Below are 26,838 nucleotides of genomic sequence, written 5' to 3'. Positions count from 1 at the left end.
TTTAACACTAGTCACTTGTTAAGGATTACCAATGAACAAGCTATCTATGGGTGTGTTTCGCTGTTCAAGTGTCAGCGAAATATTGAAATACATTAGGACAATAACATCTCACCGAGCGCCGATTAAATACGGCGTGGAAAAGGTGGAAGGCAAAAGCTATGACCGACTGCGCCGGGAGGCGAATCAGAAGGCGATAGATTTGCTTAATTCGCTGGTGGACGGCGCGACACTGACAGATGAACAGCGCCAGATCCTGGCCGGGTACACTGGTGAAGGCGGCATTGGCGGGTCCGTCTCCGAATATTACACACCAAAGCCTATCGCTGAAGGTGTCTGGGAGATCATGAAGCTCTACGGCGCGGACGTAGGTAACACTCTGGAACCATCGGCGGGAACCGGCGTTTTTAATGAGACAAAACCGGTTGGTACGGTGATGACCGCGACTGAGATCAGCAGTGTTTCCGGTCGTATAAACCAGTTGTTACACCCGGAAGACAGCGTACAGATTTCCCCGTTCGAACAGCTGGCTGTAAGCACGCCTAACGATTCATTCGACCATGTTGTGGGTAACGTTCCGTTCGGCGGTCGTGATAACACACGCAACATCGATAAGCCTTACGCAGAAGAAACGGACATGGGTTCTTACTTCATGCTCCGCATGCTGGACAAGATAAAGCCTGGCGGATTCATGTGTGTGATTGTGCCGCCGTCCATTGTTTCAGGTTCAAACATGAAGCGGTTACGCCTGCGCCTATCACGGAAAGCTGAATTTCTTGGCGCTCACCGCTTGCCTACCGGTACTTTTGACGCAAACGGGACCAGTACAGTCGTTGATGTGGTGCTGATGCGCAAACATCCGGCAGAGATGGCTGAGAAAATCCCCTTGGTGGATGAAAGCACTCTTGAATCGGCAAATGTGCTTTGGCCAACGTTTATTTATGGCAAGTGGTTTGAAAAGGATGGCCGCCGGTTTGTTCATGGTACCCAGGAAAAGGGCTTCCAGGGGCGTATTGAGGTTCGTGCCGACGGGCAGATTGATAACCAGGCTCTTAAAGCGAAGCTGATTCATCGTTTCGAAAGTCGTATCGACTGGTCTTTGCTCAATATGGCTGAACCGTCACCGACCGCAGACGTTGTTGATGAAGGGGAAATGCGCCTGATTAATGGCGTATGGCAAAAATATGCTGGTGGTCGCTGGATTGAATCTGATGCAGGGAAGGAGCTGAAGATTGATGTTGCCAGTTATGGCGCGGACAGCTGGGAGGCTCTTCAGCGTAACCTGACTACAACAGAAGGCCGTCTCGGTATGACATTTACCCAGATGGCAAATGTCCGCGATAAATACACCACATCAATCAGCGACGATATGGTGCAGCTGGTGGACTGGATTAACAGCCAGCCTGAAAAATACCGTGAACGCTTGTATCGCGGGGCGATGATTGGCCGGATGTTAATTGAATATCAGGACATGAAGGCCGCCGGGCATAGTGCTGAACAAATCGAACAGCAGCGCCTTTCTCTGGTATCCCGTTTGCAGGCAGAGATTGACCGTTTTGGTAACCCCGGTCGCGGTCCGATAGCGAAATTATCGGGGAGCGGTGCGCGCGCCTGGTTTGCTTTCCGTGGTGCAATTAAGCTGGATGGCACTATTTCTGACGAGCTGACAGGAAAACTGGTTACGCATGATTCCAGCGCCAGTTATGACTCCACCAGCTATCAGGACACCCTGCGTTATCTCTACAGTGATCTCACTCGCGATCCAATCCAGCTCGATGATTTCCGCCTTGCGTTTACCGGCGAACTGCCAGCCAGTGATGACGAGTTGCTTAATTTATTGGCCAGCACCCCTGGCATTGCGGTTTCACCGTATGGCGGGATTGTTCCGTTCGCCCGCGCCACCAGCGGCGACATTAACGAGATAGTGGCACCAAAACAGGAATTCCTTGCCACACTCCCCGACGGTCCAGTAAAGAACAACGTCCTTAATCAGCTGGCAGCGATCGAAGAGAAGCGCATCAAGACGCCAGCAGAGAATATCCGCTTTAAGCTCAATAGCCGTTGGTTCGACCGTTCCGTCATTCTGGAATTTTTGCAGGAAAACGGCTATCCGGATCTTCGCTATGTGCAGTCAGTGCAGCTGGAAGGCGACGAAATGGTTTCTGACACCTATCACGGTGGTGATGGTCTGTTCGTCGGGCACCGATACGGTGTCGTCCAGCGCAAGGATAAAGAAACAGGCGAGATCCGCTACGAGTGGGACCGTAAATCAGGTGAAAACGCGACCGGGTTCCCGGCACAGCTGGAAAAGTATCTCAATGGTGCGCGTATCGGTGGCAAAGATAGCGCGACGGCGAACGGCTACCGCGAGCAGATGGCACTGCTTGAGGACCAGTTCAATAAGTGGATCAAGACGCACGATCGCTACGATGAGCTGGTTGCCAAATACAACGATGTGTTCAATAGCAATATCCCGTATGAACACTCTGGCGATCCGCTTGGGTTGAAGGGATTAAGCGGTAAGCGCCAGCCATTTGATTACCAGAATAGCGAGGTGCGCCGACTGTCCGAAGATGGGCGCGGCATCCTGGGCTTCGGCACCGGGCTGGGTAAAACCACGACCGCGCTGGCGCTTGAGGCGTTCAACTATGAGAACGGTCGCTCCACCCGTACTGCGTATGTAGTGCCTAAATCAGTGCTGGAAAACTGGTATTACGAAGCAAAAGAATTCCTGAGTGAAGAGGCATTCAGTAACTACCTGTTCGTCGGTCTTGATGTGCTGATGGATGGCGATCAGATTCGCCAGGTGCAGGTGCTCGATGAGAACGGTAAACCTGTTCTTGGTACTGATGGCACTCCAGTTATGCGCGATGCTCTTAAGCTGGCAGATGAAGCCACTATCACGGCGCGGATGAACGCGATCCCGCACTCAAATTACCGTGCAGTCGTGTTTACCAAAGAACAATACGCCCGCATTCCGCTACGTGATGACACCGTAGATGAGCATGCACAGGATATGCTTTATGACTTCGTTGCCGCCGGACGCGTAGCCAGCGCAATGGACTCCGACTCCCACCGCAAAGAGGCCGCGCGTCGCCGGGTATTGTCGGAGTATTCAGATACCGGCACCGAAAAAGCAGAGAAGTATCCGTACTTTGAGGATATGGGCTTCGATAGTGTGATCGCTGACGAAGGTCACAACTACCGCAATAGCTATAAAAATGGTCGCGAAGCGTCACAACTGGCCTATCTGCCCACCAGCGCGGTGGCGCAATCGGCGCGAGATATGGCAATTAAAAACGCGTACCTGATGAAAAAGAATGGTGGGCGCGGGCCGGTTCTCCTGACTGCAACGCCAGTCGTTAACACCCCGATCGATGCATACAACATGCTTTCTCATGTTCTGCCGAAGGAATACTGGCAGAACATGGGGATCTACGGTCCTGATGACTTCGTTAAATTCTTCGGCAAGACCAGGCTGGAAACGGTACAGAAAATTAGCGGTGAAGTTGAAGAAAAAATGGCGCTGGTGGGCTTTGAAAACCTTGATGCGCTGCGCGGTATATTCCATCGCTGGGTAACGCTTAAAACGGCGGAAGACGTTAAGGATACCGTGGAGATCCCGGAGCTGGACGAACACCAGCAGGATGCACCACTTACTGAAGAACAACTGGCGGCGTATGAAGAATTGCGTCAGCAGGCGGAAGCGGCGGCCAAAGCCAACAATGGCGTAACGACCTCGGTCAATGAAGACGGCGTGATTGAGCACGAGAAAGCCCGTCCGATCTTCTCAATAATCAGGGATATGGACCGCGTATGTACTGACATGGACCTGTACTATCGCCGGATCACCTATCGTTTCCTGCCGGAGTACGCCGATGCGGTGCAGCAGCTGGCGGACAGTTTGCCTAAACAAGCCACCAGCGAAGACGACGACAGTGATGATTCAATCACGCAGCAATCGCAATACTCCCTGATAGATAAGGGCGAGTTTATTCAGTTGCAGGTTCCGGAAGCGTTCGAGCAGGAAGTGAATAAGCGCCTGGCCAGGTTTGGCATTGACGAACAGACCGTAACTCACCCCGTTACGCCCAAATACGCGAAGCTGATTGCCACGCTGAAGGAGTTTTTCCCGGAAGGTAAGCAAATCATCTTCACCGATGAAAAAACGCAGCACCAGAAGCTCAAGCGCATTATCTGCAATGCTCTTAACCTTGAACCTTCAAAGGTGGGGATACTGAATGCTCAGACGGTTGCCGAGGCAGGTAAAACCGGTAAGAAACTGAAAGCGGTTAAACCGCCGAAAGAGTTACCGGATGAACCAACAGATGCACAGATAGCGAAATACAACGAGCAAATGGCTCTGTATGACGCCTATATCGCGCAGCAAAATGAAATGTCGCTGGGCGGGCTGGAAAAGATTGCTGCCGACTTCCAGGAGGGACGGACTCCGATCATCATCTGCAACAAAAAGGCAGAGGTGGGTATCAACCTGCATCGAGGAACGACTGACATCCATCATCTGACGTAGCCATGGACACCAGCCAGTATCGCACAGCGTAACGGTCGCGGTGCCCGAGTTGGCTCCAACCGTGCAAGCGTTCGCGTTCACTACTACTGCGGCAAGGGTTCTTTCGATGAATACCGACTGAAGACGCTGAAGCGTAAAGCAGGCTGGATCTCCGATATCCTCCGTTCAGATAAGTCAGAAATGGAGAACGCCGACGCCAACGATATGATCGAAATGCAGATGTATACCGCTAAGGATGATGGCGAACGTCTGGCAATGATGCAGGTTCAAATGGATAAGGCGAAAGCCGCGCAACGCGCTCGCCAGAAAGAACAGGCTACTATCGACCTTCAGAACTACATCAAGGCGCAGCACGCAGCTGGCGAGGATGTGGAGGTACTTACCGCTGAATTAGAGCGAAGCAAAGCGGAACTTGAAAAGACCACCGCCGAGGTAGCTAAATTCAAACAGGCGGTAATGGCCAAAGCAGCTGATAACGCAGACTGGAAAGCCCGCTGGGGTAGCGTCCATCACACAGACCGTATGTTGTTAGCACAGTATCGCGCGTCGTTGAAAAGCGCCATTCAACGCAAGGCTAATATCTCTCAAGCCATCTCCCGCTATGAGAAATTATTGAACCGTACTCAGAAGGCCGCGACGGATATCAAACGCCTGCGCCCGCTGGTGGAGGATGCAATAAATAAAGGCATTCTGGATGTAGATCCTGACCTGGTTAACCATGCGAGTGAGTTCCTTGTTATCGGCGATCGCTCATGGCGTGTAGGCCAATACTACGATTGTGCCGGTGATATCGTTCGCATTAAGTCGCTGGACTTCGACAGCCAGCGCGCAGACGTGGAGATTATCTTTACCTTCAAAGGTACCAAATCGGGTAACTGGGATGTGAAGACGCTGGATAAACAGGTTGATGTAACTCCCGATGAAGATGCTGTTATGCAGAAAATCAGTGGCGGCGTCTCCATCGCCGGGATTAACGACATCATTTCCTGTGACGATTTCTACCGTTTCCAGCAGCGCGGCATGATCAAAATCACTGACTCATACGGCGTTCAGACTACAGAGTCAGGCTATAGCATTGATTTTGTTGGTACCTATACGGACCCACTGAAGCATGCGGTTTACCCGGATCGCCGTGACGGCGCGCTGAAGTCGTCAATTGCAAAATGGGTGCTTGGTATGATGTCGGAAGGGAATAACCGCCAGATCCGTTCGGCAGAAACATTCCTGGTTGAATTGTTTGGCTCCAATTATGGCGATGTAATCGCGTCATACGGAGATACGCTATCCCCTGAAGCAATTCAGGAGAAAATAGCGGATGCGATCGCCAGAATGCCGGAAAAAACAAGCCAGGGGGCTACTCGTAACGGGGATTCTGAACTTGAAGTCACCAATGCCATTTTCGGTACCAATGAGTTCCGGGCGTCAGATTATGAGATCACCACAGCACAGTTTGGCACCATTGGCATTTACAGCAATAAAGCCGAGATCAAGCAGGCAATGGACTCAGCAAGCGCGCGCATCGCAGCAGAACGGGAAGCCAATCTGAATCATGCAGTCGCCGCGCTGACTCAATCGTGGGTAACAGCAATCAGGGAGGCCGCCACCACAGGGAAAATCACACCTGCAATAGCGGATGTCGTAAACGACGGCTCTAAATTTATGGATGCCTATCAAATGGATGCGGTGAAGTTGCCATCAGCCTATGGTCAACTCAGCTATCGCATGACCTACAACCTGGTATCAATGTTTTCCGACCTTGCCATCCTTGGGCTGGTGGATCTTAACGAGGTTACGCCGGAATTGCTCAGCATGCGCAAGAATCATGTGGAGATATTGCAGAGAATTAACACGGTTCTTGCTGGGCGCACCGATGAAGAGAAACAGGCCGACGCTGATCGGATAAACCTAGCCCTTGGCAACATCACGGAGGAAGAGATTGCCGCCAGAAACGAGAAACAAGAAGAGTTATCATCAATACAGGGTGATGCCACCAGCATAGCTCAGTCTCTTGGTCTGAATTATCGCGTATCCACCGCCGACCTGAAGATGATGTACGCACCAAAATTCGCCGCTGGCGAGGTATTTGGGCTTCAGGAAGCCTCAGGCATGAAAGGCGTTCTTTTCCGTGCGAAAGACGCAATCAAGGCGAAATTCGGCGCTCGCTGGCTGCCAGCGAAGGCGAAGAACAGCGATTTCCCGGGTAACTGGTGGATTATCGAGACAAAACACAACGTGGCGGACGTTCTGGCCGTCATCCAACAATACGCATAACAGGAGCGCCCGGTTCGCCGGGCGTCGCATAATATGGCCACACTATCTGATACAATAAAACCGAATAAAACATATCTTGAGGCGGTACTCCGTACAGCGTTGTTAGGAAAGACAGAAGACGAATACGTTGATTTCTTCCTGTCAGGGCTACGCGGGCGATTACTGAAAAATCCCCGCCTGTACCGCAGCTATGGTCCATACTGGCCGGAAATTAAAAAATTATTACTGGAGCGCGGTTATGGTAATTTCGGTCGTCTCGTTGACCGTGACGTTCGCAAAATTTACCGTTATGACCGCCCGGCGCTAACACTCATAGCCGCGACGCTCTACAGCCAGGAGCGTTTTGATAATGGTCAGATATACTCAGCCTGGCATTTACTGCCAGTGCCTGAAGAAGTTGACGACCAGGACTATGAGTTTGAGTCTTACGATTTGGAAGTTGAAGCCTTGGCACAGGCTGGAGAGAAAACTTGAAAAAGCGATACTACACAGTAAAGCATGGGACGCTACGAGCATTACAAGAGTTTGCTGATAAGCATAACGTTGAGGTGCGCAGGGAAGGGGGAAGTAAAGCTCTGCGCATGTACCGTCCGGACGGGAAATGGCGTACGGTCGTCGATTTCAAAACTAACAGCGTTCCCCAGGGCGTCCGCGACCGGGCATTCGAAGAATGGGAGCAGATCATCATAGATAACGCATTGCTCCTGAATGCTGATTAAATCTTTGGCTATGCCTGGCTAAGCCAGGCATAGGAATTTACACAGTATCAATGTGTCTGCTAAGGAATCTCCCGAACTGATTTGTTGACCCAAAATAGTTAGGATAAGCCTTTTTAAGAGATTTAATGTTGTTAGTGGCAAGCAGCACCGCAATTAATACTTCAGGATCCGCATCATCCTTATTAAGTTCCTGGAGGGCTTGTTCCGATTCTTTTTTCCTAAAAGGTTTCACAGAAACAAGAAACTTTCCAGTATCCTTGCCATTTTTTGTTATGGCGTTTCTCATCCTCACCAAAAAGAATCCATTATGGTTTTTGGGCAGGCTTTTCTTTAGGTTTGCATCTGATGTCAGCTTCATTGCAAATGTATATGTACTTAATTTTGAGCGAACAGATAAAGCCTCCTCCAATGTTTTAAGCTCTGTTTGATAATTTTTGATGGTTTCATCATCAAGAATACAGGCACCTTCATCATGAGCAACTAGGCATCCAGAAAGATAAAAAAATCTTCTCCACTCAGGGTGACCTTCATTAGAAGTTTTCAGCTTAATATTTTCAAGTGTATCTATTATCTCCAGACTTGTTGCCCAAGCATGTTGGAGTTCTGTTCTTAGTTGTACTTCGATTTTAGTTTTACTCCACGGATTGTTACCGTTTTCTTCATCAAAACAACTATATGCAAGGTGAATGCCACTATATCCGCTTGGCTTTGGAGTTAAATAGTCATATTCCTTTAAGATTTTATGCTTGGAGCGACTTTTAACTAGTCGGTCTTTTAGTTTCTTTAGTTGTTCGATGTTTCTAACTATAGCTCTACATCCGCCAATATCCTGCATTCTAGTAAGGGCTATTGCATTATTTGTTGCGCCGCCGTCAAGACTTGGACGCTCCAGTTTATCAATTATTGTGCTAAGTCTTTTTAGGCGTCTTGCAACAATAATCTTATTCTCTTTATCAACTTTTTTTGCAGCCCTATCAAGATGATTTTTCATTAGCATCAATGGATATAAATGAAGCTCGCGGAAATTTTGAATCATTTTAATTGCTTCTTCTCGCTCTGCGCCCTCACAACCATGTCTAATTTTTCTGGCTGCTTTTTCTATTTGAGATTTCGAATATTTAAGCTCGCATTTTTGGCTTTGATATACTTCACTGCCCATTACTAACATCCAGTTCAAATGATTAATGTGTTGTTACATATAATAACAAATCAAGCTAGAAATCAATGGGTATGAAAATGAAACATACCCATAATGTTACCTAACGTAACTATTATAAATAGTTCTGTTTACCTGTTAATTCTCCTTGCGGCACTTGTTTTTGCGTTAGTGTTTGAGTTCCGCGAATTATGTTAATCAGGGGACTTAGTAATGATGGTTCCTGATGGGCCTCAACTTCTCCAGCCATTGCCCTGATGTAGTCGGCGCTGGCAACGTTGTTGTATTCCGTCGCAAAGCAACATAGTAACGTCAGAACATGTTCTGTCGTTATTTCGCTCCAGTTGATGTTGAAAAATTCATCGCCTTTTTTATCGTGTTCGGAATCGAAGATGCTTTGGTGAAGGATGTATTTGCCGGATTCCTTGCGCGGTAACTTGATCGCTTTCTGGCGTTCCAATTCCTTGTAAATCTGCATTGCTTCAATCAGTACCGGTCTGCCGTTCATGAAGGGATCACGCAACCTTACACGCTGGCCAACTCGACCGGTAATAAAGCTGTTTTCCTCTTCCACCAGCACGATAAAACCCTTTTCCTCTTTTTCTCGCAATTCGCGCAGCAGCTGGAGTTCCATATCGCGGCGGCGTTCAGGGTAGCTGGTCCGCTCAGCCATTATCAGCTCATTGTTGATCCATGCAGCAGTCATTGACGCCGGTTTGCCGACGCTCATTGAAACAACGCATATTTTCTTATCCATAGCGCCCCTACAAAAAAGAAAAGCCACCAGCGGCGGCTTAGCAATACAACTGAAGGTAGCGCCCGGTACTCAGACTGTGCCGTCCATGGAATATTTGAAAAGGGATCCATCCGTACCGGGCGTGTGATGATTCTGACTCAAGTCACTTGTCAGTTGTCAATCATTTAAGATTAAAAATAATATATTTATTAGTGCATGATGTTTGCCATTTCATAGGGGAGCCCGCAGAATTCGGAAAAAATCGTACGCTAAGGTTTTCCGGGCATCCGTAAGGGCCGAAACTTCCCGTCTTCCAGTCTGCGGCTCTGCCGCCAGACGTAATCGCCGGTTAGGTTGATGTGCTCCCAGCCCAGCGGCGACAGGAATTGCAGCAGCTCGCCGTCCACCGGCTTGCCGGCCTCGACCAACCCCTGGGTGGCGCGTTCCAGGTACACCGTGTTCCACAGCACGATAGCCGCCGTCACCAGGTTGAGGCCGCTGGCCCGGTAGCGCTGCTGCTCGAAGCTCCGATCCCTGATTTCCCCAAGGCGGTTGAAGAACACCGCCCTGGCCAGCGAGTTGCGCGCCTCACCTTTGTTCAGGCCGGCATGCACGCGGCGGCGCAGTTCAACACTTTGCAGCCAGTCCAGGATGAACAGCGTGCGCTCGATCCGGCCCAGCTCGCGCAGGGCCACGGCCAGTCCGTTCTGGCGCGGGTAGCTGCCGAGCTTGCGCAGCATCAGCGAGGCGGTGACGGTGCCCTGCTTGATCGAGCTGGCCAGGCGCAGGATGTCGTCCCAGTGGGCACGCACGTGCTTGATGTTCAGGGTGCCGCCGATCAGCGGGCGCAACGTCGGGTAGGCTTGCACGCCCTGCGGCACGTACAGCTTGGTTTCGCCGAGGTCGCGGATGCGCGGCGCGAAGCGGAAGCCTAGCAGGTGCATCAGGGCAAAGACGTGATCGGTGAAGCCGGCCGTGTCGGTGTAGTGCTCCTCGATCCGCAGGTCGGACTCGTGGTACAGCAGGCCGTCGAGCACATAGGTGGAATCGCGGACGCCGACATTCACCACGCGGGTGCTGAACGGCGCGTACTGGTCGGAGATATGGGTATAGAACAGCCGTCCCGGCTCGCTACCGTACTTCGGGTTGACGTGCCCGGTGCTCTCGCCCCGGCCACCCGCGCGGAAGCGCTGGCCATCGGAGGATGAGGTCGTGCCGTCGCCCCAGTGGGCGGCAAAGGCGTGGCGATACTGGTGGTTGACCAGCTCGGCCAAGGCCGCCGAATAGGTTTCGTCGCGGATGTGCCAGGCTTGCAGCCAGGACAGCTTGGCGTAGGTCAGGCCGGGGCTCGACTCGGCCATCTTGGTCAGCCCGAGGTTGATCGCATCACCGAGGATTGCGGACAGCAGCAACGTCCTGTCTTTGGCCTCGGCCCCGTCCTTCAAGTGGGTGAAGTGGCGGCTGAAGCCCGTCCAGTCGTCCACGTCCATCAGCAGTTCGGTGATCTTGATGCGCGGCAGTAACTGGCTGGTTTGGTCGATCAGCGCCTGCGCCCGATCCGGCACCGCCGCATCCAGCGGGGTGATTTTCAGCCCTGACTCGGTGAGGATGGCATCGGGCAGCTCGTTGTCCTTGGCCAGGCGGGTGACGGTGGCCAACTGCTCGTCCAGCAGCTGCAAACGCTCTTCCAGGTACTGGTCGCTGTTCGGGTTGATCGCCAGGGGCAGGGCCTGCTCGCGCTTGAGTGCGGCGAACTTCTCGGCCGGCAGCAGGTAGTCGTCGAAGTCGCGGAACTGCCGCGAGCCCTTGACCCAGATGTCGCCGGAGCGCAGGGCGTTCTTCAGCTCGGACAGGGCGCAGATTTCGTAGAATTTCCGGTCGAGGCCTTCCGGGGTGATCACCAGCGGCTTCCAGCGCGGCTTGATGAAGGCCGTGGGTGCATCGGCCGGCACCTTGCGCAGGTTGTCGGCGTTCATCTCACGCAGGGTCTGCACGGCTGCCAGCACGCCTTGCGCGGCCGGCGCGGCGCGCAGTTCCAGCACCTCCAGCAAGGCCGGCGTGTAACGGCGCAGGGTGGCGAAGTTCTCGCCGACCAGGTGCAGGTGGTCGAAGCCTTCCGGCCGGGCCAGCAGCTCGGCCTCGCTGACGCTCTCGGTGAACTCGTCCCAGGGAATCACCGCCTCGATGGCGGCATAGGGGTCGCTGCCGCTTTCCTTCGCTTCCAGCAGCGCCTGGCCGATCCTGGAGTACAGGCGCACCTTGTCGTTGATCGCCTTGCCCTGCTTCTGGAACTGCTGCTGATGCTTGTGCTTCGCGCCGCTGAACAGCTTGACCAGGATGCGGTCATGCAGATCGACCAGCTCATCGATCACGGTCGCGGTGCTCTCCAGCACCACGGCGGCCAGGGTCGCGTAGCGGCGCTGCGGCTCGAACTTACCGAGGTCTTTGGGCGTCATCTGCCCACCCTCGCGGGCCAGCTTGAGCAGGCGGTTCTGGTGGATGTGCCGGCCCAGGCCTTCGGGCAAGTCCACCAACTGAAATGTCTTCAGCCGCTCGATGTGTTCCAGCATGTGCCGAGAGTTGGGTTTCAGCGGTGCCTGGCGCAGCCAGGTCAACCAGGTGATGCTGCTGCCGGCCTTGAGCTTCAACAGCTCGTCCAGCTTGGCCCGATGCGAGTCCGTGAGTGGTTCGACCAGGGCGCGGTAGACCCGCCGATTGGCTCGCGCAATGGCTTCCGAGCAGGCCCGGTCAATCACGCTCAGCGCCGGCAGGATGCGTCGTTTCTGCCGTAGGCTCTCCAGGGCCTGACCGGCCAGCAGCAAGCCTTTGTCGGTCTGCTGGGCCAGCTCGGTTAGCTCGCGCACCAGGGCGCGGAAGTCGGACAGGCCGAACGGGGCCAGTTGCAGGTAGGTGCGCAGTTCCTGGGCATGCTCGCGACGGGTCACGTCGCGCTCGCCGTACTTTGCCCAGCTCGCCGGCTCGGCCTGGACTTGCTTCGCCACCCACAGGATGACCGGCTCGGGCAGCTCGCTGTCGGTTCCCAGCGCGTAACCGGGGTAGCGCAGCAGGCAGAGCTGCACGGCGAAGCCGAGGCGGTTGGCGTCGCCGCGTCGCTGGCGGATCAGCGACAGGTCGGAGTCGTTGAAGGTGTAGTAGCGGATCAGGTCATCCTGGCTTTCCGGCAGCGCAAGCAGGGTGTCCCGCTCCGTGGCCGAGAGGATCAAGCGACGCGGCATGTGTCAGTCGTCCGTGCGGAGGTACTGGTAGAGGGTTTCCCGGCTGATGTTGAACTCGCGGGCAAGCTGCGCCTTGGGCTCGCCGGCCGTCGCTCGCTGCCGCAGGGTAGCAGCCTGCTCATCGGACAGGGCTTTCTTGCGGCCCCGGTACGCGCCACGCTGCTTGGCCAAGGCGATGCCCTCACGCTGCCGCTCGCGGATCAGGGCGCGCTCGAACTCAGCGAAGGCCCCCATCACCGACAGCATCAGGTTGGCCATCGGCGAGTCCTCGCCAGTGAACACCAGGCCCTCCTTCAGGAACTCGATGCGCACGCCGCGCTGAGTCAGCTTCTGTACCAAGCGACGCAGGTCATCGAGGTTGCGGGCCAGCCGATCCATGCTGTGCACCACCACTGTATCGCCTTCGCGGACGAAGCTCAGCAGCGCTTCGAGCTGGGGGCGCTGGGTGTCCTTGCCCGATGCCTTGTCGGTGAACACCTTGCTCACCTGGGTTTGTTCCAGCTGGCGTTCCGGGTTCTGGTCAAAGCTGCTGACCCGGACGTAGCCGATGCGGTGCCCCTGCACGATGTCTCCTTGGTTGAAGGCGGCTTAAGTGCACTTTCTGTTCCGTTGTGCCTCAAAGCCCATTTCTGTCAGGCTGAAATCTATAACCTTCGCGGGCATGTGTCAAAAAATGGGAAAGCAGACTCTATTCTGACGAAGCGGCGCGGCCCTGCCTGACATCAAGTTAGGGTATAGCCTAGATTGACATGCGCGATGCAACCCTTAACTTGCTTGCACCTATCGTTTCCATGCTAGCTTTATCGTAACGCTCAAGAAATTGGGCTTAATGCCGAAAACAATAAAATAAAACAGCCAACCCTTGAGGTTCTTATGCGCCAGAATTTACCAGTGACGGGTCGAAACTTAGAACTCCCAAAAGATGCCAATATTCTTTCGACTACCTCCCCTCAAAGCCATATCACGTACGTTAATCCTGACTTCATTAAAATCAGTGGTTTCACTGAGGAAGAACTATTAGGCCAGCCTCACAACATCGTAAGACACCCAGATATGCCGCCTGCTGCATTTGAGCATATGTGGAGTACATTAAAATCTGGCCGCTCATGGATGGGGCTAGTAAAAAATCGCTGTAAAAATGGCGACCACTATTGGGTAAGTGCTTATGTAACGCCAATAGCTAAGAATGGTTCGATTGTTGAATACCAGTCTGTAAGGACCAAGCCTGAACCTGAGCAGGTTTTGGCTGCGGAAAAATTATATGCTCAATTGAGAAGCGGGAAGGCCGCGAGGCCGAAATTGGCTGCTAGCTTTTCCGTGAAAATACTCTTGCTCATGTGGGGTAGTATTATATCAAGCGCAATGGCTGCCGGCATGCTTACTGATACATCAATAAGCAGCTTATTGTTACCAGGAATCAACGCCTTTACCCGCTGCCGGAGCCTCACCTCAATAGCACTCTCCGGCAGCCGTATTGTTACAGCGAATCAAACTGATAGCTGACCGATAGCCCAACGCCATAGTTACGGCCCGGCGCCGGTTCATAATAGCGTCCGTTGCTCTCGTTGACGATAACAGAGCCGACGTAGCGCTTATCAAACAGGTTATCAACGCGCGTATAGAGGTCGACGGTCCAGTTATCTAGCACATATTTATAGCCGGTATTCAGTGCCGTCACCGTATAGGCTGGAGCCTGCTCGCTATTGGCATCGTTGACCTGAATATCGCTCATATAGCGGACTTCAGCGCCAGCGTACCATCCCTCTTCCGGCACCCAGCCAAAGGAGGCATAGGCGCTATTACGTGCAATCCCCGGGATCCGATTGCCGCTCTGAATAGCATCGCCGGCGTTTTCACGGTAGGTCGCATCCAGCAGCGTCCACGCCAGTTTGGCGCGCCAGGCGGGCGCAAATTGCTGATCCCATCCCAGTTCGACCCCGCGGCGGCGCGTCTTGCCCGCGTTCTGATAGGACGTACGGCCATTGTCGCTGGCGGCAACGACAATTTCATTTTTCGTGTCCGTATTGAAGACGCTCAGGCTCGCCATCCCGGTGCCCACCTGCCATTTACTGCCTGCTTCAACGGTGGTGTTAGTGGCCGGTTGCAGAGCAAAGTTAAGCCCGGACTGACCATCGGGACGATAGGACAGCTCGTTAATGGTCGGCGTTTCAAATCCCCTCCCGGCAGAGAGGTAAACGTTCCACTGCGGCGTCATGGCATACTTCAGCGCTGCCGCCGGAAGCCACTTGTGATAGCTCGCTTCGCCGCTATCATCACCATTTTTACCTACAACATAACGATCGTTGGAATCAAACCATACCGAGCTATAGCGCGCCCCGGCGTCCAGCCCCAGGGCTGAGGTGAGCTGCCAGTGCGTTTGAATGTAGGGATCGAGGTTCCACATCAGGTTACGTTCGTTACGTCGCATATCACCTTTGGTGCCGAGATCGTAAACGCCGTTCTGATAAACAAAGTTCTCATAGCCTTTGCGCTGTTCGGTCATCGCCTCGTAATCAAGGCCGGTGGTGATGGCGTAAGGGATAAAACCGCTGTCATCGTGGTGTGTCCAGCGCGTGGCTTTGTTGAATAAATCAGATTTCGGGTAAGTCTCCCCCGTAGCGGGTTGTGTTTTCAGGCAATACGCACGCTTTCAGGCATACCTGCTTTCGTCATTTTGTTCAGCGCTCGTACCAGGGCCATAGCCTCCGCAACCTGACCATCGTAGTCACGCAGCGTCAGTGAACCCCCGAACAGCTGTTTTACCCGGTACATCGCCGTTTCCGCTATCGAGCGACGGTTGTAATCTGTTGTCCATTTCCACCGCGCATTACTCCCGGTCATTCGCTGATTAGCCACTGCACGGTTACGGTCTGCATATTCACCGGGCCAGTAACCCGCACCTTTTCGGGGCGGGATAAGCGCGCTGATTTTCTTACGCCGCAGTTCATCGTGACAGAGCCGGGTATCGTAAGCTCCATCGGCGGCGGCTGACCTGATTTTCCGGTGGGTTTGCCGGATTAACCCGGGGAAGGCCTCTGAGTCCGTAACGTTGTTCAGCGACAGGTCAGCGCAGATGATTTCATGTGTTTTACTGTCAACTGCCAGATGCAGCTTACGCCATATACGACGGCGTTCCTGGCCATGCTTTTTGACTTTCCACTCGCCTTCACCGAAGACCTTCAGCCCGGTGGAATCAATTACCAGGTGTGCGATTTCACCCCGGGTGGGCGTTTTGAAACTGATATTAACCGACTTTGCCCGCCTGCTGACACAGCTGTAATCCGGGCAGCGTAGCGGAACGTTCATCAGAGAAAAAATGGAATCAATAAAGCCCTGCGCAGCGCGCAGGGTCAGCCTGAATACGCGTTTAATGACCAGCACAGTCGTGATGGCAAGGTCAGAATAGCGCTGAGGTCTGCCTCGTGAAGAAGGTGTTGCTGACTCATACCAGGCCTGAATAGCTTCATCATCCAGCCAGAAAGTTATGGAGCCACGGTTGATGAGGGCTTTATTGTAGGTGGGCCAGTTGGTGATTTTGAACTTTTGCTTTGCCACGGAACGGTCTGCGTTGTCGGGAAGATACGTGATCTGATCCTTCAACTCAGCAAAAGTTCGATTTATTCAACAAAACCAGTTACAGCCCTTCGGCGATGATTCTCGCCGCTGAAGCCAGCACATCGCGGCGGCTCTCTGCGTTCTGTTGCGGCTGGGTAAAATAGGTCACCAGAACCAGCGGCGCACGACCCTGCGGCCAGATCACCGCAATATCATTGGTGGTGCCGTAGCCGCCGCTGCCGGTCTTATCACCCACAGTCCACGACGTCGGTAAGCCGGCCCGAATGCTGGCTGCGCCGGTCGTATTGCCTTTGAGCCACGTCACCAACTGCGCCCGCTGGGTTTCGCCCAGCGCATGACCCAGCGTAAGCTGACGCAACGTCTGCGCCATCGCCCGCGGCGTGGTGGTGTCTCTCGGGTCGCCGGGAATGGCGGTATTCAGCGTAGGTTCAGTGCGATCCAGACGAAACGTCTCATCGCCGATCGCGCGGGCAAAAGCCGTCACGCCTCCCGGGCCACCGAGCTGGGCAATCAATTTGTTCATGGCGGTATTGTCGCTGTACTGCAACGCGGCCGCGCTCAGTTCTGCCAGCGTCATTGTGCCGTTGACGTGTTTTTCGGCAATCGGATTGTAGTTAACCAGATCGGCAGGCTTGATCTCGACAGGCTGATTAAGCAGCTGCTTTTGCGTTTCACTCTGCTTAAGCACCGCCGCGGCCGCCATAACTTTACTGGTACTGCACATTGGAAAGCGTTCATCACCGCGATAAAGCACCTGCGTATTATCTGCGGTATCGATGAGCGCGACGCCCAGCCGCCCTCCGCTGCTTTTCTCCAGCGCCGCCAGCTTTTGCTGCACCGCACTCGTCTGCGCATAAAGCGGCGCGCTGCCCAGCAGCAGCGGAATGCACGCCGCCGCCGCGAACATCATCCGTTGCACTCTCTTTGTCACCATCTCAAACTCCCAATACGGTCAATCCGTGTTACATCAGTATTCCCTAAATTCCACGTGTGTTTTTTATTAGCTTCAAAAATCACTATTTCACGAAGAATTTAGACTGCTTCTCACACATTGTAACATTATTTACAACCACCTTTCAATCATTTTTGATAAATCATTGATTTCATCTTTGCTGCAATGATACTTAATAAACTCTGCAAGTTATCCACAGAGCAACACTCAATTTTATTGATGATATTCTTATTATACCAGACATTTTTCATACACTCCCTTGTACGGATAGTTTTCCGACAACTTCATGATTACATATCTTGCGGTTTTGATTATTTTTGCTGCAAGAAATACATACTTCAAACGAAAGGTCTTTATTTGCTGTCTGTATTCTGAAGAGTCCAAGGAATCAAACTTGAACAACAAAAATAGGTTATATGAAAGCATCATCATTTGAAACACGGCTTCATTCGCCCAAAATGACTTTAGCAAGAGATGACCCACCGCCATGTCGTATTTGGCTTCTTTGATATAGTTTTCAGCATTACCACGCTTTTCATAGTATATAACTACTTCGGATATTCAAAGCATGATCAGCGCTCTACAAGAGCGAGCGCAATCCGCTGTTACAGTCATGGAGCAAAGTAGTCGGCAAGCGCACACGAGTGTAGCTCACGCAGAGGAAGCAGCTACAGCTCTTGATGGAATTGGCCAACGCGTTAACGAAATTACCGACATGAACGCGCAAATAGCGACTGCGGTCGAGCAGCAGGGAGCAGTAAGTGAAGACATAAACCGCAGTATTATCAATATACGCGATGCTGCTGATACCAATGTACAGACCGGGCAGAATAATTTGCAAAGTGCGAAATCTGTCGCTCAGTTAACTAGCGCTCTGAGCGAACTGGCAAAACAGTTTTGGGAAAAACGAGGATAACGCTTTTCAGTATCTCGACAGGGATAACTTACTTTACCATCGGTTATCCCTTTTAGCCGCACAAATTTTAGCCATGGCTTTTCAGGAAGTCAGGGCTATCAGAATGGCCTTAGAAAGCCTAGTCAAAGAGCTGTCACGAGAACACCGTTAGCTTAGCGTACGATTTTTTCCGAATTCTGCGGTTCCCCCTTCATAGGCGTCAGCCAGCAACTCCATCTCTGACTTGTTCAACAAGGTGAATTCTTTCTTGCCTCCTACCACGCCATCTGCATGAACAGGGACCAGCCAAGGGTATTTTTCTCTTACTTCAGCCGGTGCTGCATGCTGGTGGTGCCATCTGCAAAGGGGCAATTGCTTTTTGTGACAACCCGGCGCGGTACGACCGGAGATATGGTGCAGAGACACCTCTTCAGATATTACTCCATGCATGTAGCAGGCAATGCAGGGGAGAGTGCCAAGAGCATTGGCGATGGTCCGTTCCTCCGCCGTCGGTGTTCGCCCCTTCAAGCCACGAGATTTTATTTTTACCGCACTTTTCCGCGTTTTGCTGGCTGGTGGGCGCTCTTTCTGTTTAGCGATACGGCGGTCGATAGAATCCCGCATTTTCTGATATTGCGATTCTCGCCAGGCGGGGTCAGCCAACTTTTCCCGTTGCCGAGCGATCGCTCGTTCTCTGGCTGCCTTCTGCCACTCGCGGCGCTGTTCAAGTTTTTGTTCGATTGTTTTCATATGGCAAAAAAAAGGCGGCCTAATGGCCGCCAATGATGTCAAGGAGTGAAGTAATGGCAACGTCTTCGTAGTTGACAAAAACTGCGGCTAAATTATAGCAATCAATTAGAGCAATGGTAGATATTTTGTTTATCGCGAATCACATTTTTTCACTTCAGTACCTGTGTGCTATACTCCTTCTTGATTGATTGGATGCGGAATACAAACCCGCTCTTTTGTGCAGCCTGGCTCCTTGCCAGGCTTTTTTTTATTTCATCATGGAAGCTGTTAACGCTTTGGACCTTGCTGAACTGATTGAAAGGGCATTGTTTACCTTACCCAGGAGTTCGCCAAATTCCCCCATCACTCTAGTAAGCCCGCGCCGCGCTTCCTCCTCCGTTGCATTCATCACAAAATGTTCAGCACTCCGCATGCTTTTAACGGGGAACGCAACAGATATCGAGTCGATATCAGGCATCCTATCGCTCAACTTTACGGTGACAATGACAGATGGTGACAGAATATTAGTGCTTACAGACAGCACTACATATTTTCCGTCGATGTTGAAATCCTTTCTCATATGTCACCATAAATATCAAAGAATTAGAGCAATCATTTACGCGTTAATGGCTAATCGCCATCTTCCAGCAGGCGCACCATTGCCCCTGTTTCACTATCCAGGTTACGGATATAGTTCATGACAATATTTACATTGGTCCAGCCACCAGCTTGCATGATCTCCGGTATTGAAACTCCAGCGCGGGCCATATCTCGCGCGGCTCCGACACGGGCACTGTGTCCAGACCAGGCCAGGTATCTCTGACCAGAGTCATCCTTAGCGCCGTAAATCAATCGATGAGTTGCTTCAAAAATCCCTTCCAGGGCGCGAGTTGATAGCTGGCTGGTGGCAGATGGCGCGGCAACACCATTTTTTCTGACCCGGCAAAACAGGTAGTTATTAGGATCATCAGCTACACCAGAGACAGAAATCCATCGCTCGACCAGTTTAGTTACCCCCAGGCTAAGTGCCTTCTCTACACCTGCGGCGCTAACCAGCGTTTTCGTTCTGCCAATATGGATTAACATTCTCCCACCGTCAGTACGTGAGATATCTTTAACCCTGATCCTGGCAATTTCTGCTATACGTAGCAGGGTATTATAAGCAATCCCAAGAAATGCCAGATTACGTATATCCTGGCAGCGATCGCTATTTTCCATGAGTGAACGAACCTGGTCGAAATCAGTGCGTTCGAACGCCAATGCCTGTTTTGCACGCTCACCGGCATCAACGTTTTCTTTTCGGATCCGTCGCATGACCAGTGAAACAGCATTGCTGTCACTTGGTCGTGGCAGCCCGGACCGACGATGAAGCATATTTAGCTGGCCCAAATGTTGCTGGATAGTTTTTACTGCCAGACCGCGCGCCTGAAGATATAGAAGATAATCGCGAACATCTTCAGGTTCTGCGGGAAACCATTTCCGGTTATTCAACTTGCACCATGCCGCCCACGACCGGCAAACGGACAGAAGCATTTTCCAGGTATGCTCAGAAAACGCCTGGCGATCCCTGAACATGTCCATCAGGTTCTTGCGAACCTCATCACTCGTTGCATCGACCGGTAATGCAGGCAAATTTTGGTGTACGGTCAGTAAATTGGACATTTAACACTCAGATAATGGTTTTAAGTAAAGTGTACAGGATCGGCTCTGCCTTTACCTGTTTATGGTTCTCGTCATAGAAACGCCAGCGACCGCGCGTGCGTTCTATTTTCTCTTCACCGCGCGATAATGACAGTTGACAACTATCACGATCAAACCCTTTTGCCCGCCAGTAACCACGGTTTTTCTCAAGCTCAAGATGAGTGGACACTTTAGCAGCTGAATATCCCATTTTTCACCTCTGATTGATTGGTGGTGCTAAGTGCGCTACGCGAAATCTGGAGCACAAACACTGCCAACATTTCACAGATTTTACGTAGCGCAACCTTGATCAAATGATCAAGTGATCACTATTTGACCTGATAAGGTATTGAACTGTATGGATTTACAGGTAAATTGATCATGTTCAATAACCCTTAAGATAACTTCGTATAATGTATGCTATACGAAGTTATTAGGTCTGAAGAGGAGTTTACGTCCAGCTGCGCATAAAAATCAAGAATTATTAGAGCAATAAATTTTGAGAGAAAAATCCCACTCCACCAGCCAAAAACTGGATTGTTTTTCATAGTTGTTTGACAATTGCTCTAATAAATTATAGTTTTGCCGCCGTTTCGTAATACGACTTTGGATTCACTATTTAATGTGTCTTCAGCGTTGTAGAGCGGCTCAGAAGGAAATGAGCAAACAGGGAAACCTTATACAACGGCATTACAGCTATGCATTGCTCATCTTACACACAGCGCAATGTTGTTAGATTACCCCAGCATGGATCATGGGTGAAACAGTAGGTCAGAGCTTCAGGCTCTGTGTTGTCAATACAGTGAGGCATAATTATGGCTTTCATTCCACCAACCATCGACGACGTTAGACATTGCTCTAACGCTTTATCTGTAGACCCCGCCGAAACCGACGCTGCCCGCGCCATTGCTGAACACTACTCAAAGATATCCAATCAGGAGTACCGCATCACCCAAGACGACCTGGATGATCTCACTGACACAATCGAATATCTCATGGCCACTAACCAGCCAGACTCACAATAAATGCACTAATAAATCTATTATTTTCGTTGGATCCTTCTATAATGGTGGCCAACAACTCCCAGTGTAATCCGCTGTGAGTTGTTGGCCATGTCAATTCTGGAGGAGGATCAATGATAAATTATGTCTACGGCGAACAACTGTACCAGGAGTTCGTCAGCTTCAGGGATCTCTTTCTAAAAAAAGCTGTTGCACGCGCCCAACACGTTGATGCCGCCAGCGACGGTCGTCCTGTTCGCCCGGTTGTCGTTCTGCCGTTCAAAGAAACGGACAGCATTCAGGCTGAAATTGATAAATGGACTTTAATGGCGCGGGAACTGGAACAGTACCCAGACCTCAATATCCCAAAGACTATTTTATATCCAGTGCCTAACATCCTTCGCGGTGTGCGTAAGGTTACGACTTATCAGACAGAAGCTGTGAACAGCGTCAACATGACCGCTGGCCGCATTATTCATCTGATTGATAAGGACATTCGCATCCAGAAAAGCGCGGGGATCAATGAGCACAGTGCGAAATACATAGAGAACCTGGAAGCAACAAAAGAGCTAATGAAGCAGTACCCGGAGGATGAAAAATTCCGTATGCGTGTACACGGCTTTAGCGAAACAATGCTGCGCGTCCACTACATTTCCAGTAGCCCTAACTACAATGATGGTAAATCAGTTAGTTACCATGTGCCGCTGTGTGGTGTGTTTATCTGCGATGAAACTCTCCGTGATGGAATCATCATCAACGGTGAATTCGAGAAAGCAAAATTTAGCCTTTATGACTCTATAGAACCGATCATCTGCGACCGCTGGCCGCAGGCAAAAATATATCGCCTGGCAGATATTGAAAATGTAAAAAAACAAATTGCCATCACTCGCGAAGAGAAAAAGGTCAAATCAGCCGCATCAGTTACGCGCAGCCGTAACACTAAGAAGGGGCAGCCAGTAAACGACAACCCCGAAAGCGCGCAATAGTTTCTATCCGGCATGGTCAATGAGTTATTCATTAAGCCATGCCAGAGCTTCATCAACCTGCGCTTCGTCTTCGACGCTAAGCACTTCATCCTGGGGAACATAATCAGCCAGCATAGCGAAACAATATGTATCCCAATGGTCTGGTGAGTGCAGGTTGAGTTTTTTCTTCATATCCTCCTTACTCATCACCTTCCATTGACCTGCGGAGTTAATCCCTACAGGGATTTTCGACGCTTCCTCAATAGTTTCATTACCCTTATCCAGTCTCATACGACCAGATTTTACGGCCTCTGCGGCTTGAACGTTGGCATAAGCACGTTTATCAAAGTACAGGCTCTTATCTTCACGGCTATGCATCTTTTTACCCCAGCGTATACGCTGTACGGTAATACCATAATACTCGTACATCAGATCCGCCGTTGCTTTACCCAGGCCATCGCCGTCTATCGCTATGGTGATATTGGGGAATCGCTCAGGATTACATTCTGCGAAAATTTTGGCGGCAAGCTGCGTTTCTGTAACGTCTGTGTATTCCAGCATTCGATAGTTGATTACACGGCGTTTATTTCGCTGGCCGGACACCATCATGATATTGATAACGGACTTATCCCGTCCCGTACCACCAGCAACGTCCACACATGCAAGCCAGCCCCATCCTTTTGCAATCTTGACTTTCCGCCGCGTTGCACGTTCAACCTCATCACGCCCAAGAAGGAAGCCATCCTGTGATTTAGGGAATAGGCCGCGTACCTTAATCATGTACATAGGGTTATCACGCCCGCCGTACTCCGCCAGCTTCATTTTGATAAATGCTGGCGTTACCAACGGTGATTCCTCACTGTTAAGCGTGATCGCCGTATAAACGCCATCAGGGTTACCAGGACGCTTGGCCAGTTTATGGTGTGTATCGTAGAAATAGCCGCTTGGGCGTGTAGGCTGTGACAGCAATAAGATGCGGTTATCCTGTCCGGTAAGAGCACCGGTGATGATACCGAAAGCTCTATCACTGACACCGGAGGCTTCATCGATAATATACAGAAGATGATCTGCGTGTTCACCGGCGAGAGCTTCTTCACTTCCCAGACGAAAGCCCTTCGGTACTACAGTCCATACACCTTTACCAGTAATCTCATAGAAAGCGGTTTCTGTCAGAACAAAATAATCAGCAAGCCATGGGAAACGGCTGGTGGCAGTAGCCCAGTTTATCTTGATGTACTTGAATATACCGGTCATTACCTGCTGAATTTTGTTCGCAACGATAATGGCACGGGCACCTGGATACATGATTATGAACAACATGATCATGATAGAAGTCATGTCTGATTTCCCGGTACCGTGACCAGACGAAACAGATGTCTTGCTACCCTGTTCCTGCACAGACTCAATAATCAGATCCTGCTGCCAGGTAGGTGTTTTGCCGAACAAAACATCAGCGGCAGCAATCCAGTCATAACGATATAGCGCCACCAGCTCGCGCCAACGTGGATCCGTTACGCAACTTCTGGCCATTAATCATCATCCCCGTATAGCTTGCGGGTAACTTCTTCGTCTTCCTCCTCGTCTTCGTCCAGGTCTTGTTCCAGCCATGGGTCGTTTGATACACCTTCAGTATCAACATCTCCATAACCGCCTGTATCAACGATATCGGCGATTTCTTCCCTACGCTGCTCAATCCACAATGCGGCATCGGCGCGGCGGTTGGCGGCCCGTTCTCGCGCAACTTTGTCCAGATCTTCAAGAGAAGGGCCACCGACGGCTGTTTGCCTTTCCTCATCATCGGTATTGGTCTTAGGAGCACGCAGATCGGCTTTGATTTGCTCCAGCATCAGGGGCGGTACTTTCCCTCCATGCGCCTCGATGAATTCAGCTGCCTCCAGCACTGACCAGTTGTTTTCACGCTTTCGTTCGTATGCCAGCTTAACAATGCCAGCTTGCCCCATAGACAAAGCGTGCTTTTCCGCCTCCCGGCTTTCTTTTCGATAGTTATTCCGGATGCTGTAAATGGTGTTGATCAGGCTGCTTATCTGCGCGGAACAGCTGTTTAGCATGCTCGCGATACGGTATTCAGGCGGAGTTCCTTCATCATCGTCTTTTTGCTGATCGCGCATTTCCTGAACCAAGCGAATACACGTATCCCTGGCGTTCTCCAGCATAAGGAGATGAGAGAGAGACTTTTCCAGAAGAGTGGTTTCCAGAACATCAGCCCCGGACCGACGCAACATAGCGCGCGCGGCCTTCCGCGCTTCAACGTTATCTATCAGGTAATCGCCAGCTTCGAATTCAAAGCGTTCACCATCATCATCCAGGGTGTCGCGTTCCAGGCGATCACGTAAGGTCCGGTGGGCGCGGGTGATCACGTCATGATCATCAGAACGATCATTTATGCGCTTATTCTGGCGCTTCGCGTTCTCGACTGCGGCACTGACAACAGCATTAACTCTTTGTTTTTCAGCCATTTCAGCCACAATGTGATCACCTGCACGTTGATCATTAGCGTGATCAATGATCATGCTTTTTAGTGGTTTTCTGACAGGCTTATTTGGCTTACGGCTGTCCGCTGTTCCGGTGTCTTCTTTGAATGCACGGAGATAACGACGTGCGGTGTTTGGGTTGAGATTAAACTCGGCGGCATATTGTGCGATGGTGTAACCACCATCTCGCGCCAGGCGAGCAAAATTCTTCTTGTGATCGTCCCAGGTCACTTATGCTTCCTTTCGTATAAAACTCTTTTTGACGCGAGGGTAACGAAAGTCACATGTCAAAAGGCCCGGAACGGGCAAGCAATCAATCAGATACGTGCGGATGTGGCATTACCGTAATGACGGTGCTGACGGACCACCTTATTGAAAAGTTGACGCGCCATCACCCAAGGCTGGTGCTCCCGGCGTTCCTTTTCGTCCTGCGTCATATAGAGTTCGTTCTGGAGTTTTTCATCAAACCGGCGCGGAGCGCGGCTGCGGCGAAAGAATTCAGGATTCAGAGAGTGGATCTGAAATCTACGTGGGCGTGTACTGTCATCAATCAAAACAGACGAATACTTAGACACAGCGATAGCCTTTAAGCGCAGATAAACATCGCGCTTATCGACATCCAGATGCGGGTATTCCTTTTCAAGAATTGCTGCGAGTTCTTTCGCTGATAGAAGAGATTTAGTGCGGATCATGTAATCCGCAATCTCGTACGATGTTATTCGTGAGTGATTTATTTCCATGAAGTGGCGTCCCTGCCAGTTAAGTAACATCCTGTCACCTACTGATTAGCCCATGTCAACTAATCAACGTGGAATATAATACCCTCGATTAAAGAAATAGCAATACATTAGAGCAATTTTATCTAACGCTCGACGAGTGACTTGTGATAGCGCCGACTCCAAGCGCGTAATCAAAGAACAATCGTTGATGCATCGCCAGCCTACCGTGCGTCTTCTCCCAATTATCGCGGTCACGCTCAATATCACGCTGGCATGACTGGCACAGAGGAATAGCATAAATGTCATGCGCGCATAATCGACTATGACGAACGATATAAGGCGTAATGTGAGCGCCAGCTCCCGCAGCTCCACAGCCACAGCATGGACGGGAAGCCACAAAGTCCATGTACTCGGGCAATTTTAGCGATTGAAGTTTTGGTATTTTGAAATGCGCCATACCTGGGTCGGAGTCAACATCCACAGGGCATACTTTTGCACGCATCGGCGCGGCGCGTTCTTCCATCATCTGAACATATGCTGTAGCGCGATCGTCATACGGGCGAATATCCGCCTCTTTCAGAGGTCCGCTATCCTGCGGAGTAGCCTTCATCTTATTTATTGATATGCGGCAGACTTCTTCCGGCATCAGGTGCATCATGTTGCGCATGAAAGCCCACCAGCACAGCTCCTGAATACTTAAATCATGGCTATTTGAAAGGCCCATTTCCTGACGGGCGACATCCAGTATCCAGTTAACGCGATTATTGTGCAGCGTTTCTTTCAGCTCATTAAAACCACGCATCCGGTAATGGTTATCGTGATGCCAGCACAACAACACCGCGCTATTGTCTCGTTCAGCGTGGACAATATGGTTGTCACACCAACTACGATCTGCGGCCTGGCATTGACCCTCTTTCCTACGCAACCACGCCACCAGCGCGTCAATTCCACCAATACGGCGAAACAGTTCATCGCTGTTAAAAAACGGCTGCAACGCCTCATTTGTTGCCATGGTTTGCTCGGTAACAACGAGGCCGTCTTCCATGTGCTCGATTAACTCACGCGGCACCGGCTCCATGATAAATTTACGGCCAGCCTCCACCAGTTTTCTGACCTCCTGATCCACTTTGAACGTGGCGAGGCCAAGCTCTTTCTGTACAAAGGGAGTAATTACGGCTTTCAC

The 26,838-nt window shown here is 51.3% G+C and carries 19 protein-coding genes and 4 pseudogenes; 7 read left to right on the top strand and 16 right to left on the bottom strand.

The annotated features are described in order from the left end of the window. The first annotated feature begins 31 nt into the window (after positions 1-31). The 3 genes and pseudogenes from HU143_RS23905 (at position 32) to HU143_RS23895 (ending at position 7,518) form a co-directional block, all read left to right on the top strand. A pseudogene (locus HU143_RS23905) lies at positions 32-6,799 on the top strand (N-6 DNA methylase). 33 nt (positions 6,800-6,832) lie between these two features. Next, positions 6,833-7,273 carry a hypothetical protein gene (locus tag HU143_RS23900; RefSeq protein WP_000224043.1) on the top strand — a complete coding sequence of 147 codons (441 nt, stop codon included), beginning with the start codon at positions 6,833-6,835 and terminating at the stop codon, positions 7,271-7,273. Further along, on the top strand, positions 7,270-7,518 hold the full coding sequence (locus HU143_RS23895; RefSeq protein WP_000747846.1) for a hypothetical protein: 249 nt from the start codon (positions 7,270-7,272) through the stop codon (positions 7,516-7,518). Before HU143_RS23900 ends, HU143_RS23895 begins: the two co-directional genes overlap by 4 nt. A gap of 37 nt (positions 7,519-7,555) precedes the next feature. Here the strand turns inward: HU143_RS23895 and HU143_RS23890 are convergent, their stop codons facing one another. From HU143_RS23890 to HU143_RS23875, 4 genes are all read right to left on the bottom strand, one after another. Beyond that, positions 7,556-8,677, bottom strand: coding sequence for a RelA/SpoT domain-containing protein (locus HU143_RS23890; protein ID WP_001749390.1), 1,122 nt, complete (start codon positions 8,675-8,677; stop codon positions 7,556-7,558). Between the two features lie 112 nt (positions 8,678-8,789). Then, on the bottom strand, positions 8,790-9,431 hold the full coding sequence (locus HU143_RS23885; RefSeq protein WP_024139118.1) for a hypothetical protein: 642 nt from the start codon (positions 9,429-9,431) through the stop codon (positions 8,790-8,792). Between the two features lie 248 nt (positions 9,432-9,679). Continuing rightward, positions 9,680-12,646 (bottom strand): Tn3-like element TnAs1 family transposase, encoded by a 2,967-nt coding sequence (locus HU143_RS23880; protein ID WP_001138014.1) that lies wholly within the window; start codon positions 12,644-12,646, stop codon positions 9,680-9,682. Between the two features lie 3 nt (positions 12,647-12,649). Continuing rightward, positions 12,650-13,210 (bottom strand): recombinase family protein, encoded by a 561-nt coding sequence (locus HU143_RS23875; protein ID WP_001161490.1) that lies wholly within the window; start codon positions 13,208-13,210, stop codon positions 12,650-12,652. Positions 13,211-13,519: 309 nt separating this feature from the next. On the opposite strand from HU143_RS23875, the pseudogene HU143_RS23870 reads away from it, so the two are divergent. Further along, positions 13,520-14,056: pseudogene (locus HU143_RS23870) on the top strand (PAS domain-containing protein); the annotation flags it as partial. Positions 14,057-14,123: 67 nt separating this feature from the next. On the opposite strand, the pseudogene HU143_RS23865 reads toward HU143_RS23870, so the two are convergent. From HU143_RS23865 to HU143_RS23850, 4 genes and pseudogenes are all read right to left on the bottom strand, one after another. Beyond that, positions 14,124-15,221 (bottom strand): annotated as a pseudogene (locus tag HU143_RS23865) (TonB-dependent receptor domain-containing protein); the annotation flags it as partial. A gap of 56 nt (positions 15,222-15,277) precedes the next feature. Further along, positions 15,278-16,246: an IS5-like element IS903B family transposase gene (locus tag HU143_RS23860; RefSeq protein ID WP_013362812.1), complete on the bottom strand. Its 969-nt coding sequence runs from the start codon at positions 16,244-16,246 to the stop codon at positions 15,278-15,280. Between the two features lie 34 nt (positions 16,247-16,280). Next, complete coding sequence (locus HU143_RS23855) at positions 16,281-17,156, bottom strand: extended-spectrum class A beta-lactamase CTX-M-27 (RefSeq protein WP_032277257.1); 876 nt, start codon at positions 17,154-17,156, stop codon at positions 16,281-16,283. A gap of 249 nt (positions 17,157-17,405) precedes the next feature. Beyond that, positions 17,406-17,729: pseudogene (locus HU143_RS23850) on the bottom strand (transposase); the annotation flags it as partial. 13 nt (positions 17,730-17,742) lie between these two features. Between HU143_RS23850 and HU143_RS23845 the strand changes: the two are divergent. Continuing rightward, positions 17,743-18,090: a hypothetical protein gene (locus HU143_RS23845; RefSeq protein ID WP_058914894.1), complete on the top strand. Its 348-nt coding sequence runs from the start codon at positions 17,743-17,745 to the stop codon at positions 18,088-18,090. A 147-nt stretch (positions 18,091-18,237) separates the two neighbouring features. On the opposite strand, the gene HU143_RS23840 is transcribed toward HU143_RS23845, so the two are convergent. The 4 genes from HU143_RS23840 to HU143_RS23825 form a co-directional block, all read right to left on the bottom strand. Further along, positions 18,238-18,819, bottom strand: a complete 582-nt coding sequence (locus tag HU143_RS23840; RefSeq protein WP_161400187.1) for a Ref family protein — start codon at positions 18,817-18,819, stop codon at positions 18,238-18,240. A 247-nt stretch (positions 18,820-19,066) separates the two neighbouring features. Further along, positions 19,067-19,378: a hypothetical protein gene (locus tag HU143_RS23835; RefSeq protein ID WP_001749391.1), complete on the bottom strand. Its 312-nt coding sequence runs from the start codon at positions 19,376-19,378 to the stop codon at positions 19,067-19,069. 50 nt (positions 19,379-19,428) lie between these two features. Next, entirely contained in the window at positions 19,429-20,460 is a 1,032-nt protein-coding gene (locus HU143_RS23830; RefSeq protein WP_001749392.1) for a site-specific integrase, read from the bottom strand. Positions 20,461-20,467: 7 nt separating this feature from the next. After that, entirely contained in the window at positions 20,468-20,689 is a 222-nt protein-coding gene (locus tag HU143_RS23825) for a hypothetical protein (protein ID WP_000542336.1), read from the bottom strand. 604 nt (positions 20,690-21,293) lie between these two features. Here HU143_RS23825 and HU143_RS23820 point away from each other — a divergent pair. Both HU143_RS23820 and HU143_RS23815 read left to right on the top strand, forming a co-directional pair. Then, positions 21,294-21,503 carry a hypothetical protein gene (locus HU143_RS23820; protein ID WP_000874154.1) on the top strand — a complete coding sequence of 70 codons (210 nt, stop codon included), beginning with the start codon at positions 21,294-21,296 and terminating at the stop codon, positions 21,501-21,503. Between the two features lie 110 nt (positions 21,504-21,613). After that, entirely contained in the window at positions 21,614-22,465 is an 852-nt protein-coding gene (locus HU143_RS23815) for a phage repressor protein C1 (protein WP_001377383.1), read from the top strand. A gap of 24 nt (positions 22,466-22,489) precedes the next feature. Here the strand turns inward: HU143_RS23815 and HU143_RS23810 are convergent, their stop codons facing one another. From HU143_RS23810 to HU143_RS23795, 4 genes are all read right to left on the bottom strand, one after another. Continuing rightward, complete coding sequence (locus HU143_RS23810; RefSeq protein ID WP_000124155.1) at positions 22,490-23,974, bottom strand: hypothetical protein; 1,485 nt, start codon at positions 23,972-23,974, stop codon at positions 22,490-22,492. Next, positions 23,974-25,167 (bottom strand): terminase, encoded by a 1,194-nt coding sequence (locus HU143_RS23805; RefSeq protein WP_000219604.1) that lies wholly within the window; start codon positions 25,165-25,167, stop codon positions 23,974-23,976. Before HU143_RS23805 ends, HU143_RS23810 begins: the two co-directional genes overlap by 1 nt. Before the next feature lie 86 nt (positions 25,168-25,253). After that, a complete protein-coding gene (locus HU143_RS23800; protein WP_001312282.1) occupies positions 25,254-25,706 on the bottom strand; it encodes a late promoter-activating protein (Gp10) in 453 nt (150 codons plus the stop codon). An 88-nt stretch (positions 25,707-25,794) separates the two neighbouring features. Further along, a complete protein-coding gene (locus tag HU143_RS23795; protein WP_000648827.1) occupies positions 25,795-26,838 on the bottom strand; it encodes a DUF968 domain-containing protein in 1,044 nt (347 codons plus the stop codon).

It is taken from the genome of Salmonella sp. SJTUF14076 (assembly GCF_015534835.1).
Lineage (GTDB): Bacteria > Pseudomonadota > Gammaproteobacteria > Enterobacterales > Enterobacteriaceae > Salmonella > Salmonella enterica.
Note: the sequence above shows the minus strand (reverse complement) of the source record. Positions and strands in the feature narration are given on the sequence as shown.